Origin of the sequence: Rhizobium sp. NLR16a (genome assembly GCF_017948245.1) — a bacterium.
Lineage (GTDB): Bacteria > Pseudomonadota > Alphaproteobacteria > Rhizobiales > Rhizobiaceae > Rhizobium.
The window spans coordinates 191,569-208,822 of record NZ_CP072865.1 but is presented as its reverse complement, the minus strand read 5'-3'; the positions used below and the strand labels follow the sequence as shown (position 1 = coordinate 208,822).

Below are 17,254 nucleotides of genomic sequence, written 5' to 3'. Positions count from 1 at the left end.
GGAACAGATCTCCTGAAGGACGCCGCGCGATTGGGACGGCTTTCCGCCGTCGTCATGATCATCACGAGTCATCGAGATGTTTCCGTCATCCGCCACCTGCGGATCGGCAGGTGGCGGATGCTCCGGTTCAAATCATTCCGCGGCGATGCCCATCCGGCTGCGCTCCATTTCCTCGAGCGCACGACGGTATTCGACCGGCATGACCTTGCGGAACTTCGGGCGGTAGTCGGCCCAGCTGTCGAGGATCTGCTTGGCGCGGGCGGAGCCCGTATAGTGCAGATGATTGGAGATCAGCTGGTAGAGCCGCTCCTCATCGTGGCGCGTCATGTCACCTGAGACGTCGACACGTCCCTTGTGCATGAGATCGCCGCCGTGATGATGCAGCTTCTCCAGCATGTCGTCCTCCTCCGGCACTGGCTCGAGTTCGACCATCGCCATGTTGCAGCGGCTGGCGAAATCGCCGGCTTCATCGAGCACATAGGCGACGCCGCCGGACATGCCGGCCGCAAAGTTGCGGCCCGTGGCGCCGAGCACGACGACAACGCCGCCGGTCATGTATTCGCAGCCATGGTCGCCGACCCCCTCGACAATGGCGATCGCACCGGAGTTGCGCACGGCAAAACGCTCGCCGGCGACGCCGCGGAAATAGCATTCGCCCTCGGTCGCGCCATAAAGCACGGTGTTGCCGACGATGATCGAATTTTCGGCGACGATCCGCGAGTTCTCCGGCGGCCGAATGATGATCTTGCCGCCCGAAAGTCCCTTGCCGACATAGTCGTTGCCGTCGCCGATCAGGTTGAAGGTGACGCCGCGCGCCAGGAAGGCGCCGAAGCTCTGCCCCGCCGTACCGCGAAGCGTCACGTTGATCGTATCTTCCTTCAGCCCGCGATGGCGGTAACGCTTGGCGACTTCGCCCGACAGCATCGCGCCCGCCGAACGGTCGACGTTCTTGATGCCGACCTCGAAGGCGACGGGCGTCTTGTCCGTCAGCGCCGGCTGTGCCTGGTCGATCAGAACGCGGTCGAGAATATCGTCGATCGGATGCTGTTGCCGGCTCGTCCAGAAAGTCTCTTCCTTGGCGGCATCGACCTTGTGGAAGATGCGGCTAAAATCGAGGCCCCTGGCCTTCCAGTGCGCCAGCATCTCATCCTTCTCCAGCAGCTCGGATGCGCCGATGATGTCGTCAAGCCGGGTGAACCCGAGCGAGGCGAGAATTTCGCGCACTTCGTTGGCGACGAAGAAGAAGTAGTTGATGACGTGCTCCGGCGTGCCCTTGAAGCGCTTGCGCAGCACCGGATCCTGCGTCGCTACGCCGACCGGACAGGTGTTGAGATGGCACTTGCGCATCATGATGCAGCCGGCCGCGATCAGCGGCGCGGTGGCGAAACCGAACTCGTCTGCGCCGAGCAGCGCCCCGACGATGACGTCGCGGCCGGTCTTGAGGCCGCCGTCCACCTGCAGTGCGACACGCGACCGCAGGCCGTTCAGCACCAGCGTCTGCTGGGTTTCGGCAAGGCCGATCTCCCAGGGGCTGCCGGCATGCTTGAGCGAGGTCAGCGGCGAGGCACCGGTGCCGCCGTCGAAGCCGGCGACGGTGATGTGGTCGGCGCGCGCCTTGGCGACACCCGCCGCAACCGTGCCGACACCGACTTCGGAGACCAGCTTGACCGACACGTCGGACGTCGGATTGACGTTCTTCAGATCGTAGATCAGCTGCGCCAGATCCTCGATTGAATAGATGTCGTGATGCGGCGGCGGTGAGATCAGGCCCACACCCGGCGTCGAATGACGGGTCTTGGCGACCGTCGCGTCGACCTTGTGGCCCGGCAGCTGACCGCCTTCGCCGGGCTTGGCGCCCTGCGCCACCTTGATCTGCAGCACGTCGGCATTGACCAGATATTCGGTGGTGACGCCGAAGCGGCCCGAGGCGATCTGCTTGATCGCCGAACGCTCCGGGTTCATCGAACCATCGGAGAGCGGCATGTAGCGGTCGGACTCCTCGCCGCCCTCGCCGGTGTTCGACTTGCCGCCGATCCGGTTCATGGCTATCGCCAGCGTCGTATGCGCCTCGCGGGAGATCGAGCCGAAGGACATTGCCCCCGTCGAGAACCGCTTGACGATATCGGCGGCCGGCTCGACCTCATCGATCGAGACCGGCTTACGGCCGAGCGCCTCGGCGCTCTTGATCCTGAAGAGCCCGCGGATCGTGTTCATGCGCAGCGCCGAATTGTTGACCATCTCGGCGAATTCGCGGTAGCGATCCTCGGCATTGCCGCGCACGGCATGCTGAAGAGCTGCAACCGCATCCGGCGTCCAGGCATGGCTTTCGCCGCGCATGCGGTAGGCATATTCGCCGCCGATATCGAGCGTTGTCGCCAGCAACGGATCCTTGCCGAAGGCTGCGGTATGGCGCGCGACGGTCTCTTCGGCGATCGCTTCGAGGCCGATGCCTTCGATCATCGTCGCCGTTCCGAAGAAATACTTGTCGACCAGGTCGGACGAGAGGCCGATGGCGTCGAAGATCTGCGCGCCGCAATAGGACTGGTAAGTCGAGATGCCCATCTTCGACATGACCTTGAGGATGCCTTTGCCGACCGCCTTGATGTAGCGGTAGACGATTTCGGAGGCATCCACTTCCTTCGGGAACTCGCCCTTGGCATGCATGTCGAGCAGCGTGTCGAAGGCGAGATAGGGGTTGATCGCCTCGGCGCCGTAGCCGGCGAGCAGGCAGAAATGATGCACTTCGCGCGGCTCACCGGTTTCGACGACGAGGCCGACCGACGTGCGAAGCCCCTTGCGGATCAGGTGATGGTGGACGGCAGCCGTTGCGAGCAGCGCCGGAATGGCGATTCTATCAGGTCCGATCTGGCGATCGGAAAGCACGATGATGTTGTAGCCGCCCTTGACGGCCGCTTCCGCGCGTTCGCAGAGTCGGTCGAGCATCTCCGGCATGCCGGCAGCGCCGCGTTCGATATCATAGGTGAAATCGAGCGTCTTGGTATCGAAACGGTCTTCCGTATGGCCGATCGAGCGGATCTTTTCGAGATCGCCATTGGTCAGGATCGGCTGACGCACTTCCAGGCGCTTGGCATTCGCCATACCCTCATGGTCGAGAATGTTCGGACGCGGGCCGATGAAGGAGACGAGGCTCATGACGAGCTCTTCGCGGATCGGATCGATCGGCGGGTTCGTCACTTGCGCAAAGTTCTGCTTGAAATAGGTGTAGAGCAGCTTGGGCTTTTCTGACATCGCCGAGATCGGCGTATCGGTGCCCATCGAACCGATCGCTTCCTGACCGGTCGTCGCCATCGGCGACATCAGGATCTTGGTATCCTCGGTCGTATAGCCAAAGGCCTGCTGGCGGTCGAGCAGCGATACATCGCGGCGCAGCGCCCGCGGTTCCACCGGCTTCAGGTCTTCGAGGATGAGTTGGGTGCGGTCGAGCCAGCTGCGATAGGGATGCGCCGTCGCAAGCTGCGACTTCACCTCGTCATCGGAGATGATGCGGCCCTCTTCCATGTCGATCAGCAGCATCTTGCCCGGCTGCAGGCGCCACTTCTGGATGATCTTTTCTTCCGGAACCGGCAGCACGCCGGCCTCGGACGCCATGATGACACGGTCGTCATCGGTGACGAGGTAGCGCGCCGGCCTGAGGCCGTTGCGGTCAAGCGTGGCGCCGATCTGCCGGCCGTCGGTGAAGGCGACCGCCGCCGGTCCGTCCCACGGCTCCATCAGCGCGGCGTGATATTCGTAAAATGCCTTGCGTTCGGCCGCCATCGACTGGTTGCCGGCCCAAGCTTCCGGGATCAGCATCATGACGGCATGGGCGAGCGAGTAGCCGCCGCGCACCAGGAATTCCAGCGCATTGTCGAAACAGGCCGTGTCCGACTGTCCCTCGTAGGAAATCGGCCAGAGCTTGGAGATGTCCTCGCCGAACAGCGGCGAAGAGACCGAGGCCTGGCGCGCCGCCATCCAGTTGACGTTGCCGCGCAGCGTGTTGATCTCGCCGTTATGGGCGACCATACGATAGGGGTGGGCGAGCTTCCACGACGGGAAGGTGTTGGTCGAGAAGCGCTGATGCACGAGAGCGACCGCGCTTTCGAAACGCGGATCCGACAGGTCCTTATAATAGGCGCCGACCTGATAGGCCAGGAACATGCCCTTGTATACCACCGTCGCCGACGACAGCGACACCGGGTAGAAATTGCTCTCCTCACCCTCGAACTCGTCATAGATCCGGTTGGAGATGACCTTTCGCAGCGTGAACAGCCGCCGTTCGAATTCGTCGTTGTTTTCGGCATCTTCCCCAGCGCCGATGAAGACCTGCACATGATGCGGCTCGGTCGCGGCAATATCAGGCGCCTTGGAAAGCGAGGAATTGTCGACCGGCACGTCGCGGAAGCCGATGAAGACCTGGCCTTCCTCGACGATGACGTCCTTGATCACCTTCTTGAAGTGCTCGATCTGCTTTTGGTCGCGCGGCATGAAGATATGGCCGACGCCATATTCGCCAACCGGCGGCAAGGTAATGCCCTGCGCCGCCATCTCCTCGCGGAAGAAACGGTCGGGGATCTGCACCAGGACGCCGGCGCCGTCACCCATCAGGGGATCGGCGCCGACGGCGCCGCGATGCGTCAGGTTTTCGAGGATGAACAGGCCGTCCTTGACGATCTGGTGCGACTTCTCGCCCTTCAGATGGGCGACGAAGCCAACGCCGCAAGCGTCATGCTCGTTGGCAGGATCGTAAAGCCCCTGCTTCTTCGGCAGGCCGGACGCGGATTTGGACGTCTTGGCCGTCGCGCGCACCTCTGCAGCAGCAAACCGGTCAAATTCCATGGATGGCGTCTTCGTCATCGTCTTTCCTCCTGTCGAAGCCCGCGGGGCCGCGGGCGGCTCTTCGTCTCGCGCCGCAACCCGAAAATAGGCCCGTCGCATGACAGCGCTGTTGCATTGTGAAGATCGGCCGCAGACATCTGCTTTAAGGGAAAGCAAACCGCCGCGTTCCGCGCCTGCCATTCGCCTCCGCGCGCCGCCTGGGGCTTGACGCTTGGAAGAACTATAGCGTGAAAGCCCGTCGCTGCCAGGGTTTTCGGCGCCTCTTCGGCCCCAGGGGCCAAAATAGGACAGCAACACTGTCCTAATTCACCAGTTCTATGCCAGAAACGATCCCGGTCCGCAAGAGCGTTACGTTAAAAAACGTGATTTTGCGAAGGAAGATTGCCAGATAAACCCCATTAGAGAAATAAAATTACGCACCGACGCGTCATTCTTTTTATTGATTGCGTAATTCAATTTTCGTGATGCATCAGGGGCGATAGCCTTGATCCCGTGAAGCTTTGGCGTAAGGTCCGCTTCGAAACCTCCCAACTCTCCGTCCACTCCCCCACGGTCTTAGCCATGTTCTTTGCTTCCGATAATTGGGCCGGCGCCCACCGTTCCATTGCCGAACGCCTGCTTGCGGAATCGGCCGGCTTTGCTCCGGCCTATGGCGCCGGTGATCTCGACAAAAAGGTCGAGGCCCGCTTCTGCGAGATCTTCGAGCGTGAGGTTTCCGTTTTCTTCGTCGCCACCGGCACGGCCGCCAACTCCCTGGCGCTGGCGAGCGTCCAGCGCCCCGGCGGGATTACCTTCTGCCATTCGGAAGCCCATGTGATCGAAGATGAATGCGGCGCGCCGGAATTCTTCTCCGGCTCCGCCCGCCTCATGGCCGTCGACGGCGAAGCCGGCAAGATCGATCCGGCAAAGCTTTCGGCAAAAATCGCGCACTTTCCCGAGGATGCCCTCCGTCATGGCCGCGCCAGCGCTGTGACCATCACCCAGTCGACCGAGATCGGCACCGTCTATTCACTGCCGGAGATCGGCGAGATCGCCGCCATCTCGAGGAAGCGCAACCTGCCGCTCCACATGGATGGCGCCCGCTTCGCCAACGCGCTGATCGCACTCGATGCCACCCCTGCGGAGATGACCTGGAAGCGCGGCGTCGACATGCTGTCCTTCGGCGGCACCAAGAACGGCTGTTGGTGCGCGGAGGCGATCGTCTTCTTCAATCCGGATCAGGCAAAGGAAATGCCCTTCATCCGCAAGCGCGCTGCCCAGCACTTCTCCAAGTCGCGCTTCATCGCAGCCCAGTTCGACGCCTATTTCGAAAATGTCCTCTGGCTCGATCTCGCCCGCCATTCGAACGCCATGGCCGACAGGCTGCGCGCCGGTATTGCCGCCAGCAGCGCCGGGCGCCTCGCCTGGCGGACCGCGACCAACGAGGTCTTTGCCGTCATCAGCAAGATTGCTGCAAGAACAGCAGAGGAAAAAGGCGCGAAATTTTATGAATGGCCGGCGCCTGCGGCAGCACCCGAACTCGTTTCTGAAAGCGAGAGCTTGATCCGCCTCGTCACCAGCTTCGCAACCACGGAAGCAGACGTGGATGGCTTCCTGAGGTGCCTGGCCGCCTGATCGACGACCGGACGAGCCTGCCTGCCGGTCAGGTTTCCCCGTGACGGCTGTGGGTCATGCGGACCTCAGCCCCCTGACCTTTTGGAGAATATCGTCGGACAGTGCCGAGACCAGCGCCTGATCCGCACCCTTGCGCGGCACCAATACGAATTCCACATCCTCGAGCACCGGCAATTTTCCCGCAGCAACTTCTTTCAGCCCGGACGGAGCCATACTGCGCGGCTGCACCAGCATGCCCATTCCGGCTCGCGCCGCTGCCGTCAGCCCGCTCAGGCTGCCGCAAGTGCAGACGATCCGCCACGGCACGCCATTGCGCCCAAGTGCTTCCAGGGCGATCGCCCGTGTCACGCTCGGCGGTGGGAAAGCGATCAGCGGTAATGGACCGGAGGCGAGCACTCGTTCAGGATCGCGCGCCAGCCAGACGAGCGGCTCGCGATAAACCAGTTTTCCGCGCGCATCGCCAAGCCGGCGCTTGGCGAGCACCAGATCGATTTCGCCATTATCCTGCATCTCATAAAGCACGCCTGAAAGCGCCACCGTCAGTTCCAGGTCGACGGACGGGTGCGAGCGAACGAAATCCTCCAGCACTGCTGGCAGCTGGCTGGTGACGAAATCCTCCGACACGCCGAGCCGGAGGCTGCCGCGCAGGCTGTTGCTCTTGAACAGCGCCTGCACTTGCCCCTCGATCGAAAGCATGGCGCGCGCATGCGAAAGCAGCGCCTCGCCGTCACCGGTGAGCATCACCTTGTGGGTGTCGCGCGCGAGCAGCTTGCGTCCGAGCGCCGCCTCCAGCCGCTGGATATGCTGGCTGACCGTCGATTGCCCGAGGCCCAGTCTTTCCGCAGCAAGCGTGAAACTGCCCATCTGTTCGACGGTAACGAAACTGCGCAACTGCGCGAGGTCCAGCATAATCCAGCATCTCGATAACTGTTATTTCTTGCATCCTGGATCATAATGGACGACAGAACAACGGTTACTTTATTGCTGCGAGACCGTCATGCGCCGCTTTCTGCCAGATACGTTCACGATCCTGCTCGTCTGCACCGTCATTCTCGCCTCCCTGTTTCCGGCGAGCGGCAGTTTTGCGGATTATTTCGGCGTCGCCACCGATATGGCCATCGCGGCGCTGTTTTTCCTGCACGGCGCGCGCCTTTCCCGTGACGTCGTCATTGCTGGTCTGCTGCACTGGCGGCTGCATCTCGTCATCCTGCTGACGACGTTCGGCATCTTCCCGCTGCTCGGGCTCGGACTCGGCTTCATCCCCGACGCGATCCTGCCACGGCCGCTTTACCTCGGCATCCTCTTCCTTTGCGTGCTGCCGTCGACGGTGCAGTCGTCGATCGCCTTCACCTCGATGGCGGGCGGCAATGTGCCCGCCGCGATCTGCTCGGCCTCGGCCTCGAACATTTTCGGCATGTTCCTGACGCCGCTGCTGGTCGGCCTGCTCTTTTCCGTCGGCGGCCATGGCGGCTTCTCCTTCGACGCGCTTCGGCAGATCCTGCTGCAGCTGCTTGCGCCTTTCATCGTTGGCCAGATCCTGCAGCCCTGGATCGGCGATTGGATTCGCGCCAAGAAGAAGATTCTCATGCCGGTCGACCGCGGCTCGATCCTGATGGTGGTCTATCTCGCCTTCTCGACGGCGATCGTCGAAGGACTGTGGCACACTTTCTCGATTGCCGACATCGCCGTTGTCGTCGTCGCCGACGTCGTGCTTCTGGCGTTTGTTCTTGTCTTGACGATGTTTGGCAGCCGCTGGCTGGGATTCGACAAGGCTGACGAGATCACCATCACCTTCTGCGGCTCGAAAAAGAGCTTGGCAAGCGGCGTTCCGATGGCAAACGTCATCTTCGCCGGCCAATCGATTGGGGCGATCGTGCTTCCGCTGATGCTCTTCCACCAGATTCAGCTGATGGTCTGCGCCGTCATCGCCCAGAAATATGCCGCAGCAGCAGCCCGGCGCGTAACGGAACAGCAAATGAAGGACGCCGCCAGCCCGGCCTGAACGCCAATAAGATGTTCGGCAATAAAAAAACGGCGCCCCGATCGGAGCGCCGTCCATTGTCCCTGAAGGACAGCTGTTAACCGTTGACGACCTGCGCCTCGATCGCCTTCGGAGCCTCGACCGGCTCGGCGGCAATCGTGATCTTGCGGGGCTTCATGGCCTCGGGAATGTTGCGCAGAAGATCGATGTGAAGCAGGCCATTCTTCAGCGAAGCGGCTGACACCTCGACGTGATCGGCAAGCTGGAAGCGGCGCTCGAAGGCGCGCTTGGCAATGCCGCGATAGAGGAATTCGCCGCCTTCAGCGGTTTCCTCGTTCTTTTCACCCTTCACGGACAGCACATGGGCATGAGCTTCGATCGAAAGCTCGGTCTCGTCGAAGCCGGCGACCGCCATGGTGATGCGATAGGTGTTTTCACCGGTGCGCTCGATATTATAGGGCGGATAGGTCTGCGCCTGCTCCGGCTGAGCAAGGCTGTCGAGCATGGTGAAGAGGCGGTCGAAACCGACCGTCGAACGATAGAGGGGAGAGAAGTCTACGTGACGCATGATGTCCTCCTAGGGAAGCGACGTGTTGCGATAAGGTGCCCTGAAACCCCATCTTGGCGGTCTCGGGACGGTTGCGCGGGCCCCTTTGGCACCCGCAGGATGGAGATGGTGACGCGATTCGAGGAGTTCAAGACCTTTTCGAGGCCCCCTCGGCCGGCCGTGAACCGCGCGTGAACGGCCGGTTCGGAAGGCGTTCAGACATGCCTGCCTAGAAATGACGATGTCGGGTGACACTGGCCCCGATGACTGAAGTGCATCGTCCCTTCTTCTTCAGTCTAAACTTGGGCCGGCCGCGAGCGCCCTCACGCTCCCGCCGGCCCTTTTTCCCCCGCTTTCCAAGCTGGGCGCCATGCGCTATCCCTGATAGGGAAGCATTCAGCAGCGGCGCATAGGTAAGTGATGGATCAGGTTCTCTATTCGACGCCCGACAATCCTGCCCCGGAAAACCGCACCGAAGGGTTCTTCGAAACCCATGACGGTCACCGGCTGCGTTACGCCGTTTTCCGTTCTGGCGCCCAGGTCGCCAAGGGCACGGTCGTCATCATCCATGGCCGCAACGAATATATCGAAAAATATTTCGAGACGATCCGCGACCTGACAGGCAAAGGCCTCTGGGTCGCGACCTTCGACCTACGTGGCCAGGGCGGTTCGTCGCGGCTCCTGAAGCGCCGCAATCACGGCCATATCCGCCGCTTTTCCGATTACGAGCGCGATCTCGACACCTTCCTCGAAAAGATAGTGCTGCCGGATACCCGCCTGCCGTTCTACCTGCTCGGCCATTCCACCGGCGGACTGATCGCGCTGTCGGCCGCCCCCTATCTCACCACCCGCATCGACCGCATGGTGCTATCGGCTCCCTTCATCGGCCTGACCGGCCAGTCGGCCTCGCCCCGCGTCATCCGCACCCTCGCCGGCGCGCTGACGGCCGCCGGCCTCGGCTTCATGCCGCTGACCTCGAAGCTGAAGGAGTCGGAATTCCGCGACAATCCGTTGACCTCAGACGAAACCCGCTTCGAGCGCAATATTGCGATGATGAAGGCCCATCCGGAACTGACGCTCGGGCCGCCGACGGCCCGCTGGCTGACCGAAGCCTTCCGGACCATGGACCGGGTCACCTCGCCCAACCATCTCTTCTCGATTACCATCCCGACCATCGTCATCGCCCCGACACGTGATGGCGTCGTGCCCTACACGGCACAGGAGCGGCTCTCGCGTTATTTCCGCGCCGGCCAGCTGGTGCCGATCAACGGCGCCCGCCATGAGATCTTCCAGGAACGGGATATTTATCGCGCCGCGGCGCTGGCGGCCTTCCACGCCTTCATCCCCGGCAGCGATGCCGAGGAAAATCATGATGTCGCCGCCCTCGGCACGTGAGCCGGATCAACCGAGCCGCCAGTGGAATCGGCCTTGCCGGCCTGGGGCATCGGCTTTGCCGAGCCCGGGTTCAGCGCTGCAGGATGGCGATTGCCTGCTCGTAGACCGCGCGGCTGCCGGCGGCGATGATCGAGCCGCCGTTTTCCGGCCGTTCGCCGTCCCAGGTGGTGATGATGCCGCCCGCCCCCTCGATGACGGGAATGATGCCGCCGACGTCATAGGGCTTCAGCCCGTTTTCGATGACGAGATCGATATGGCCGGCGGCAAGCAGCGCATAGGCATAACAGTCGCATCCATAGCGGAAGAGCCGCACCTGCCCCTCGATCTCCCGATACTTCTCAATCTCCCCGCCGGCGAAGAGATGTGGCGAGGTCGTGAACAGAATGGCGCTCGAAAGCGCCTCGCACTGGCGGGTCACCAGCCGCCGCTCACCCTCCGGCCCGGTATAGATCGAGCCGTTCTCGTCGGCGAAATAACGTTCTCCGGTAAAGGGCTGCTCTATCATGCCCATGATGGCCCGGCCTTCCTTCTGCAGGCCGATCAGCGTTCCCCAGACCGGCACGCCCGATATGAAGGCGCGCGTGCCGTCGATCGGATCGATCACCCAGACATAGTCCCGGTCGAGCCCGACATCGCCGTGCTCCTCGCCGAGAATGCCGTGGTCGGGGAAATTCTCCTCGATCAGCGCCCGGATGGCGAACTCGGCCGCCCGATCGCCTTCCGTCACCGGATCGAAGCCGGAAGAAAGTTTATTCGTGACATCAAGGCCGGAGCGGAAGCGCGGCAGCGTCTCGGCGCGGGCGACCTCCGCCAGACGATTGAAGAATGAACGGTCAGGAAGCATTGTGACACCGTTTGGCTGGCGGGAATGCGCTTTCATAGCGAAAACGAGCGGGAATGCAAACGAAGCGGGCAACGTGAGGCGAATTGCCCAAAGATATCGCAGCGCAATATATTGCTTGACGTTTGTGCAATGCAATAGTAGCGTCGTCGTTACAGTCTTCTGACTGTAAATACCCTCCTTGGGTGTTTCCTCCCTAGACTTAGCCGCGCTGACAAGCGCGGTTTTTTTTGACCTGGGGAGGCAGGTCGAGAATCAGGAAAGCAGTTTACTCGGCGGCCAGCGCTCGATCGCCGGCGAATTTTTCGACATAATCCGCCATCTGCCGCATGAAGGCCGCGACGGCGTCGGCCACCGCGGCGAAATCCTCGCGCTTCTCCAGCGTCACCTCGTCGACATAGATCGCCCGGTTCACTTCGATCTGCAGCGCGTGCAGACCGCGCGAGGGGCGGCCGTAATGCTCGGTGATGAAGCCGCCGGCATAAGGCTTGTTACGGATCGCCGCGAACCCCATTTCCTCGAGGATGGCGATGGCGGCGCGTGAAAGTTCGGCCGAAGCGCTGGTGCCGTACCGGTCGCCGACGATGAAATCGGGCCGCGTGGTGCAGCCCGCGACCCGCACATTGCCGGGCATCGAGTGGCAGTCGATCAGAACGCCGAAGCCGAACTGCACATGGGTGCGGGCGATCAGCCGGCGCAGCGCCGCGTGGTAGGGTTTGTAGACTGCCTCGACCCGATCGAGCCCCTCCTGCACCGGCAGCCGCCGTGCGTAGATCTCCATGTTCTCGGCAACGATGCGCGGAATGGTCCCGAGTCCGCCGGCAACCCTCAGGGAATTGATGTTGGCATAGGGCGGCAGCAGCCCGTCGAACATCCTGGGATCGAGCTCGTAGGGCTCACGATTGACGTCGAGATAGGCCCGCGGAAAATTGGCGGCGAGCAGTGGCGCGCCCAGTTCGACGGCCGAGCCGAACAGCTCGTCGACATAGTGGTCCTCCGAACGGCGGATCGCTATGCCTTCCAGCCTCGATTGGGCGATGAATTCCGGTGGATAAATTCGGCCGCTATGGGGGGAGTTGTAGACGAAGGGAATGGTCTGCGACACGGGCTCATGGACCTCAAAAAGCTCGTATTCGCGGATTTCCGGCACTTTCGGCCCTCTTTACCATGTCATGAACTGACTGCTTTGTTCATGTTGCCAGTTGCCCGCCCTCAAGTCCATACTATGTAGAAGGGATGACCATCACGCACAGGCAATTCACCGGTTGTTTACCGGGCAAAGACTAGTGTAGACGGCTGGCAGCCCACCCAAAACCTATTGATTAGCGGTCTGGATTGATGACTCAGAAGATACTTCTCGCCGAAGACGACAACGACATGCGCCGTTTCCTGGTGAAAGCGCTCGAAAAGGCCGGCTACAAGGTCCTTTCTTACGACAATGGCGCCAGCGCCTATGACCGGCTGCGCGAGGAGCCATTTTCCCTGCTGCTGACTGATATCGTCATGCCCGAAATGGATGGCATCGAGCTGGCGCGCCGGGCCACCGAACTCGATCCGGATCTGAAGGTGATGTTCATCACCGGTTTTGCCGCCGTGGCGCTGAACCCCGATTCGAAGGCGCCGAAGGATGCCAAGGTCCTTTCCAAGCCTTTCCACCTGCGCGACCTCGTCGACGAGGTCAATAAAATGCTTGCCGCGTAAGGCTTGTCGGGCGGCGCGTCACAAAACTGAAAAAAGCCTATTGACGGCTCCGAAGGTTTTGTGATCTATGCGCCGCCATCGGATGGGCGTGTAGCTCAGCGGGAGAGCACTACGTTGACATCGTAGGGGTCACAGGTTCAATCCCTGTCACGCCCACCATCCGATCTCCCTGACATCATTGACAGATCTCCGACTCGGGGATTTTATTTATCAAGACCGGCGTACGCCCGAATCCGACCTCTGGCGCAGGGGGCGTATGACGCAAAGGACGCGGACACGTAAAGCGATATCCATAATTCTGGGCCTCGCCCTGGCTGGTGTTGGCCTCTTCGGTTTCGGTTACATGCAGTTTCATGTCGTTGAACCGATCAGCATCAAGTTTTGGCTGATTCCGATCACGATATTCGCGGCTGGGGTAGCGATCCTCTGGGACGACTTCAAAAGTCCTTAAAGCACGTCGCATCAAAGCTGGTTCATGCGATGTGCTTTAGCGAGCGAGGCGATTTCTGTCTCCGCTTGAGGATGTCGCAGTCATTGAGATCCGTCCCTTGCTCCGATTGATCGGTGTCCAGGCAATCCGGTCGCCTGGCCTTGCGCCGACTCGCGTAGATTGCAGTTATGGCCGCCCTCATATGAGGAGGCGCTCATTCGAGCGTCAATTGCATACCATTGCTGAGTGCTCAGCCCCTCGTTGCTCGGAATTCAGAAGTATGATTTTTGTGACAAGCAGATGACAAGCTTGTGACAAAATGCGTGTTATTTCAGCAACATAGCCGGTGTAGCCTGCTGTCATGATCGACAACGACGTTGCGGTCCAACATCCCTTATGTAACTTCCGCGGCGAGGCAGACACCGAGCTAAAAAGGTGCCGCTTCGATCACACGGGGTGAAGACACGTAGGGACTGCCGATGGCAACGGTCTTCATCCTCTCGCATCTGAACTGGAGGTTATTCCATGAACATCAAGAGCCTTCTTCTCGGCTCCGCTGCTGCTCTCGCAGCAGTATCCGGTGCTCAGGCCGCTGACGCTATCGTCGCCGCCGAACCGGAACCGGTTGACTATGTTCGCGTCTGCGACGCTTACGGCACCGGCTACTTCTACATCCCCGGCACCGAGACCTGCCTGAAGATCAACGGCTACGTCCGTTTCCAGGTTGACGTTGCTCCGAACGCCAGCTCGATCGGCGCCGGCGGCGGCGGTTCCGTCGCCAACGACTCGGACTGGGACGCCCGCACCCGCGGCCAGGTTCAGTTCACCGCCAAGAGCGACACCGAATATGGTCCGCTGACCGGTGTTATCGTCATGCAGTTCAATGCTGACAATGCTTCGGCCCAGAAGGCCCAGCTCGACTCCGCTTACATCGACATCGCAGGCTTCCGTGCTGGTCTGTTCTACTCCTGGTGGGACGACGGCCTCTCCGGCGAAACCGACGATATCGGTTCTCCGGTAACGCTGCATAACTCGCTGCGTTATCAATACGAAACCGACGCCTTCTATGCTGGCATCAGCGTCGACGAGCTGGAAGACAGCCCGTTCTACAACGGCGAAACCGCCAACAACGTCGGCGTTGCCGTCGGTCTCGGCGGCAAGGCCGGTATCTTCAGCTACCAGATCACTGCGGGTTACGACACTGACAACGAAGAAGGCGCCGTCCGCGCCATGGGTACGGTTGCCGTCGGGCCCGGCACGCTAGGCCTCGCAGTCGTCTACGCATCCAACCCGAACGCCTACTACAACAAGGCTGAATGGGCGATCGCTGCCGAATACGCCATCAAGGCGACTGACAAGCTGAAGATCACTCCGGCCGTTCAGTACTACGACAACTACGGCATCACTGCCGGCGAGTTCAACGACGACGTCAGCGCCTGGAAGGCTGGCGTAACGATCGACTATCAGATCGTCGACAACTTCTCCGCAAAGGTCTCGGTTCAGTACCTCGATCCGGACAATGCCGACGACGTAACCTCGGGTTACTTCCGCCTGCAGCGCGCGTTCTGATCAAGGCTGCCGGCCAGACCGGCAGCTATAAATTCCTGATCTGACTGACCTCCGATCGGGAAAGAATGGGCCTGGACTTCCCTGCCTAGGCCCATTCCGCCTTGACCAGAAGTGCGTCCAGACGGCAGGCGCTCGACGAGCACGGCCATTAGATCGTCGTGCGTCCTATCGGACGCACGAACCTTGCCGATGTCCGGAAGATCATGCCGTTGCCGGACCTTTTAACCGGCAAGCCAAACCGACGTTCCGCCCTTCCGCGGGCTGGCCCGGCGAACGGCAGAATCTTTATGCTACATGGAACCAAATTTCGGACACAGAGCCGTGCCATGGCCAATCGAAGGTGAAGCGGTGATTCGCCTCGCCAGGACATGGGATTTGAGATTGAAATGAAGTTATCCGCGCTTGCAGCCGCCGGCTTTGTTGCCGCCGTCCTCGCCTTGCCAGCCTCTGCCGCGCCGGCCTCCCCGCCGGAGACATTTCCCGGCGCTCCCGGCGTCATTACGCTTTCCGGCAAATGCGCCAGACTGGTCGTCGCCAAATTCGACGCCACCAAGGGCTGCAAAAACGAGCTTGCCAGCGTCACGCTGGCCAACGGTTCGGTGACCTTCATCTTCACTTCAGACGGAAAAGCGCTCGGCTTCCAGGGCGATGGCAGCGGCATCAAGCCAGCCTCCAACGGCAATGCTCGCCTGCCGTTGAGCCTGGTAACGACGGGCGTCGGCAACAAGATGACCGGCCAGGTCAAGGTCGCCGGCTTCTGCACCTTCGGCAATCCCTACGCCGGCAAGCCGATTGCGATCGAATGCACCGCCGAAAGCAAGGACTCCTCCTTCACCGGCAGCTTCCGCACCGGCGGCCAGCTGGTGAAAAAGGGAAAATAGCTCCCGTCAGGCGGCGCACCACGCGCCGCCGGCCGCCCCTGGCTTGCGCGCCAGCCCTTCCTTGATCAGCTGCGCGCCAAAAGAGCGCCCGTCGCGCGAGACGATCCGCTGCGCGCCTGAGGGCTCGGTCGTTCCAGCCGCGTCGATGGCGAAGGGGCCGGCGTTCAGAAGCGCCAGCAGGCGCAGCTTCGCGGCAAAGGCCACTCTGCGTTCGTCATCGCAGCGCGCCTGGTCGGCCACCGGGCTTGCCATATCGGCAATGACGATCTTTTCGCCCTTGTACCAGAAGACGCCGCCGTCGCCGACGCAATTGATGTGCGCGCCCTGCCCGCAATAGCCGAAGGCGCCCGTTGCCGTCTGCTGAGCCCCGGGAGAGGCCGGGGCCGGCACCGCCTTGACCGGCTGGATGGCCGGCGTCGGGATTGCAGCCGGCGGCAGCGGCTGCGCCTGCAGCGTCGGCGGCGCGGCTCTCGGCGTCGGTGCGACAAGCGCCACCTGCTTCGGCGGCACATCCTTCCTGGTGACAGGTCTCGGCTCCGCCATTTCCGTTGCGATCGGCGCCGAGTGCCGTTCAAGCATAGGCTGAAGGCTCTTCCAATTGTCGTGAGCGACGATGCCGCCGATCGCGGCAATGCCGATCACCGCCCAGGGCAGCAACCCGCCGCCGCGCGCTCTGCTCTTTCCTCTCGCCGGCGCCTTGCGGCGGCCGCGTGTCGCTGTCTTGGCCATCTGTCCGAATCCCGTGAGGCCGGGATTATCGCTGCCCAATCCTTTCCGAAAGGTTGGCGCGGGCCGTTATCTTTGACGTGGGCCGATACTCTGGACAGCAAAACGCCCGGCATCGCCGGGCGCCTATCTCCACAGGTTTGTCTTTCGCCTAGTCCGGACGTTGGGCCGAAGGCTCGTTTTTCCCCGCCGATGCAGCGCCGCTGCTGGGCGAAGCGATCGACTGTTTGCGTTTGCCGATCTCGATGCGCTTGTCGGCCCCCTCGCGGATGGCCTGCCATTCATTTTCGTGCCGGATCACAATATCCCGGGCCACAAAGTTCATTGCCATATGTTTCTCACCCTGTTTCAGATCGACCGTCAGCACGCCGAAGAGGCCTTCGGAAGAGCCGTTATTTCTTCGTGTTCGTATGAGCTTTGATGTCAGGCCCCCCTTTGGAAAGGTCCGCGCCGGTCACATGCGCCGGCACGTGAATGTCGTGGATGACGCCGGGCGTCAGCGTCAGGTCGACATGATGCGGAGGCAGTACCTGTGCCTTCTGCATGCGATTTGGTCTCGCCCGCTTCATGCGGTCGGATGCCTCCGTGCGCTTGTCGGGAACATGGGTCGAAGTGTGCATCATCGGCCTCCTTTCAGCTCAACCAGGGTTTAACGAGCGGAGGCCCCCAATGGTTCCCGAAAATTTGCCGTTTTCTGTGGCGCGTTTGGCCTTGACTGGTTGGGGAAGTAGAT

15 protein-coding genes and 1 tRNA gene are annotated in these 17,254 nt (G+C 61.6%); 8 read left to right on the top strand and 8 right to left on the bottom strand.

What is annotated here, in order from left to right; genetic code table 11:
- Positions 1-132: 132 nt before the first annotated feature.
- Positions 133-4,854 (bottom strand): glutamate synthase large subunit, encoded by a 4,722-nt coding sequence (gene gltB, locus J7U39_RS00910; protein WP_210629855.1) that lies wholly within the window; start codon positions 4,852-4,854, stop codon positions 133-135.
- A gap of 543 nt (positions 4,855-5,397) precedes the next feature.
- Here gltB and J7U39_RS00905 point away from each other — a divergent pair.
- Complete coding sequence (locus J7U39_RS00905; protein ID WP_210629854.1) at positions 5,398-6,450, top strand: low specificity L-threonine aldolase; 1,053 nt, start codon at positions 5,398-5,400, stop codon at positions 6,448-6,450.
- Positions 6,451-6,504: 54 nt separating this feature from the next.
- Here the strand turns inward: J7U39_RS00905 and J7U39_RS00900 are convergent, their stop codons facing one another.
- On the bottom strand, positions 6,505-7,359 hold the full coding sequence (locus J7U39_RS00900) for a LysR family transcriptional regulator (RefSeq protein WP_210629853.1): 855 nt from the start codon (positions 7,357-7,359) through the stop codon (positions 6,505-6,507).
- An 88-nt stretch (positions 7,360-7,447) separates the two neighbouring features.
- Between J7U39_RS00900 and J7U39_RS00895 the strand changes: the two genes are divergently transcribed.
- A complete protein-coding gene (locus J7U39_RS00895; protein WP_210629852.1) occupies positions 7,448-8,452 on the top strand; it encodes a bile acid:sodium symporter family protein in 1,005 nt (334 codons plus the stop codon).
- A 76-nt stretch (positions 8,453-8,528) separates the two neighbouring features.
- Here J7U39_RS00895 and J7U39_RS00890 read toward each other — a convergent pair whose 3' ends face one another.
- Positions 8,529-8,999 carry an Hsp20 family protein gene (locus J7U39_RS00890; RefSeq protein ID WP_210629851.1) on the bottom strand — a complete coding sequence of 157 codons (471 nt, stop codon included), beginning with the start codon at positions 8,997-8,999 and terminating at the stop codon, positions 8,529-8,531.
- A 399-nt stretch (positions 9,000-9,398) separates the two neighbouring features.
- Here J7U39_RS00890 and J7U39_RS00885 point away from each other — a divergent pair, with 399 nt between their 5' ends.
- Positions 9,399-10,373 carry an alpha/beta hydrolase gene (locus J7U39_RS00885; protein ID WP_210629850.1) on the top strand — a complete coding sequence of 325 codons (975 nt, stop codon included), beginning with the start codon at positions 9,399-9,401 and terminating at the stop codon, positions 10,371-10,373.
- Positions 10,374-10,443: 70 nt separating this feature from the next.
- Here the strand turns inward: J7U39_RS00885 and hisN are convergent, their stop codons facing one another.
- Positions 10,444-11,217 (bottom strand): histidinol-phosphatase, encoded by a 774-nt coding sequence (hisN, locus tag J7U39_RS00880; RefSeq protein WP_210629849.1) that lies wholly within the window; start codon positions 11,215-11,217, stop codon positions 10,444-10,446.
- 265 nt (positions 11,218-11,482) lie between these two features.
- Positions 11,483-12,364 carry an N-formylglutamate amidohydrolase gene (locus tag J7U39_RS00875; protein WP_210629848.1) on the bottom strand — a complete coding sequence of 294 codons (882 nt, stop codon included), beginning with the start codon at positions 12,362-12,364 and terminating at the stop codon, positions 11,483-11,485.
- A 188-nt stretch (positions 12,365-12,552) separates the two neighbouring features.
- Between J7U39_RS00875 and cpdR1 the strand changes: the two genes are divergently transcribed.
- From cpdR1 to J7U39_RS00855, 5 genes are all read left to right on the top strand, one after another.
- Positions 12,553-12,915, top strand: coding sequence for a response regulator CpdR1 (gene cpdR1 / locus J7U39_RS00870; RefSeq protein ID WP_003542883.1), 363 nt, complete (start codon positions 12,553-12,555; stop codon positions 12,913-12,915).
- A gap of 84 nt (positions 12,916-12,999) precedes the next feature.
- Positions 13,000-13,074, top strand: a tRNA-Val gene (locus J7U39_RS00865).
- A 97-nt stretch (positions 13,075-13,171) separates the two neighbouring features.
- Positions 13,172-13,366 carry a hypothetical protein gene (locus J7U39_RS32230; protein WP_311043523.1) on the top strand — a complete coding sequence of 65 codons (195 nt, stop codon included), beginning with the start codon at positions 13,172-13,174 and terminating at the stop codon, positions 13,364-13,366.
- A 504-nt stretch (positions 13,367-13,870) separates the two neighbouring features.
- On the top strand, positions 13,871-14,914 hold the full coding sequence (locus J7U39_RS00860; protein WP_210629847.1) for a porin: 1,044 nt from the start codon (positions 13,871-13,873) through the stop codon (positions 14,912-14,914).
- A 386-nt stretch (positions 14,915-15,300) separates the two neighbouring features.
- Positions 15,301-15,795, top strand: a complete 495-nt coding sequence (locus tag J7U39_RS00855; protein WP_210629846.1) for a hypothetical protein — start codon at positions 15,301-15,303, stop codon at positions 15,793-15,795.
- Positions 15,796-15,801: 6 nt separating this feature from the next.
- On the opposite strand, the gene J7U39_RS00850 is transcribed toward J7U39_RS00855, so the two are convergent.
- The 3 genes from J7U39_RS00850 to J7U39_RS00840 all read right to left on the bottom strand — a co-directional run bounded on the left by J7U39_RS00850 (position 15,802) and on the right by J7U39_RS00840 (position 17,144).
- The gene (locus J7U39_RS00850) at positions 15,802-16,524 is read right to left on the bottom strand and encodes a hypothetical protein (protein WP_210629845.1); all 723 of its coding nucleotides are present in this window, start codon (positions 16,522-16,524) and stop codon (positions 15,802-15,804) included.
- A gap of 148 nt (positions 16,525-16,672) precedes the next feature.
- A complete protein-coding gene (locus tag J7U39_RS00845; protein WP_210631561.1) occupies positions 16,673-16,852 on the bottom strand; it encodes a hypothetical protein in 180 nt (59 codons plus the stop codon).
- Positions 16,853-16,913: 61 nt separating this feature from the next.
- Complete coding sequence (locus J7U39_RS00840) at positions 16,914-17,144, bottom strand: hypothetical protein (RefSeq protein ID WP_210629844.1); 231 nt, start codon at positions 17,142-17,144, stop codon at positions 16,914-16,916.
- Positions 17,145-17,254: the final 110 nt, after the last annotated feature.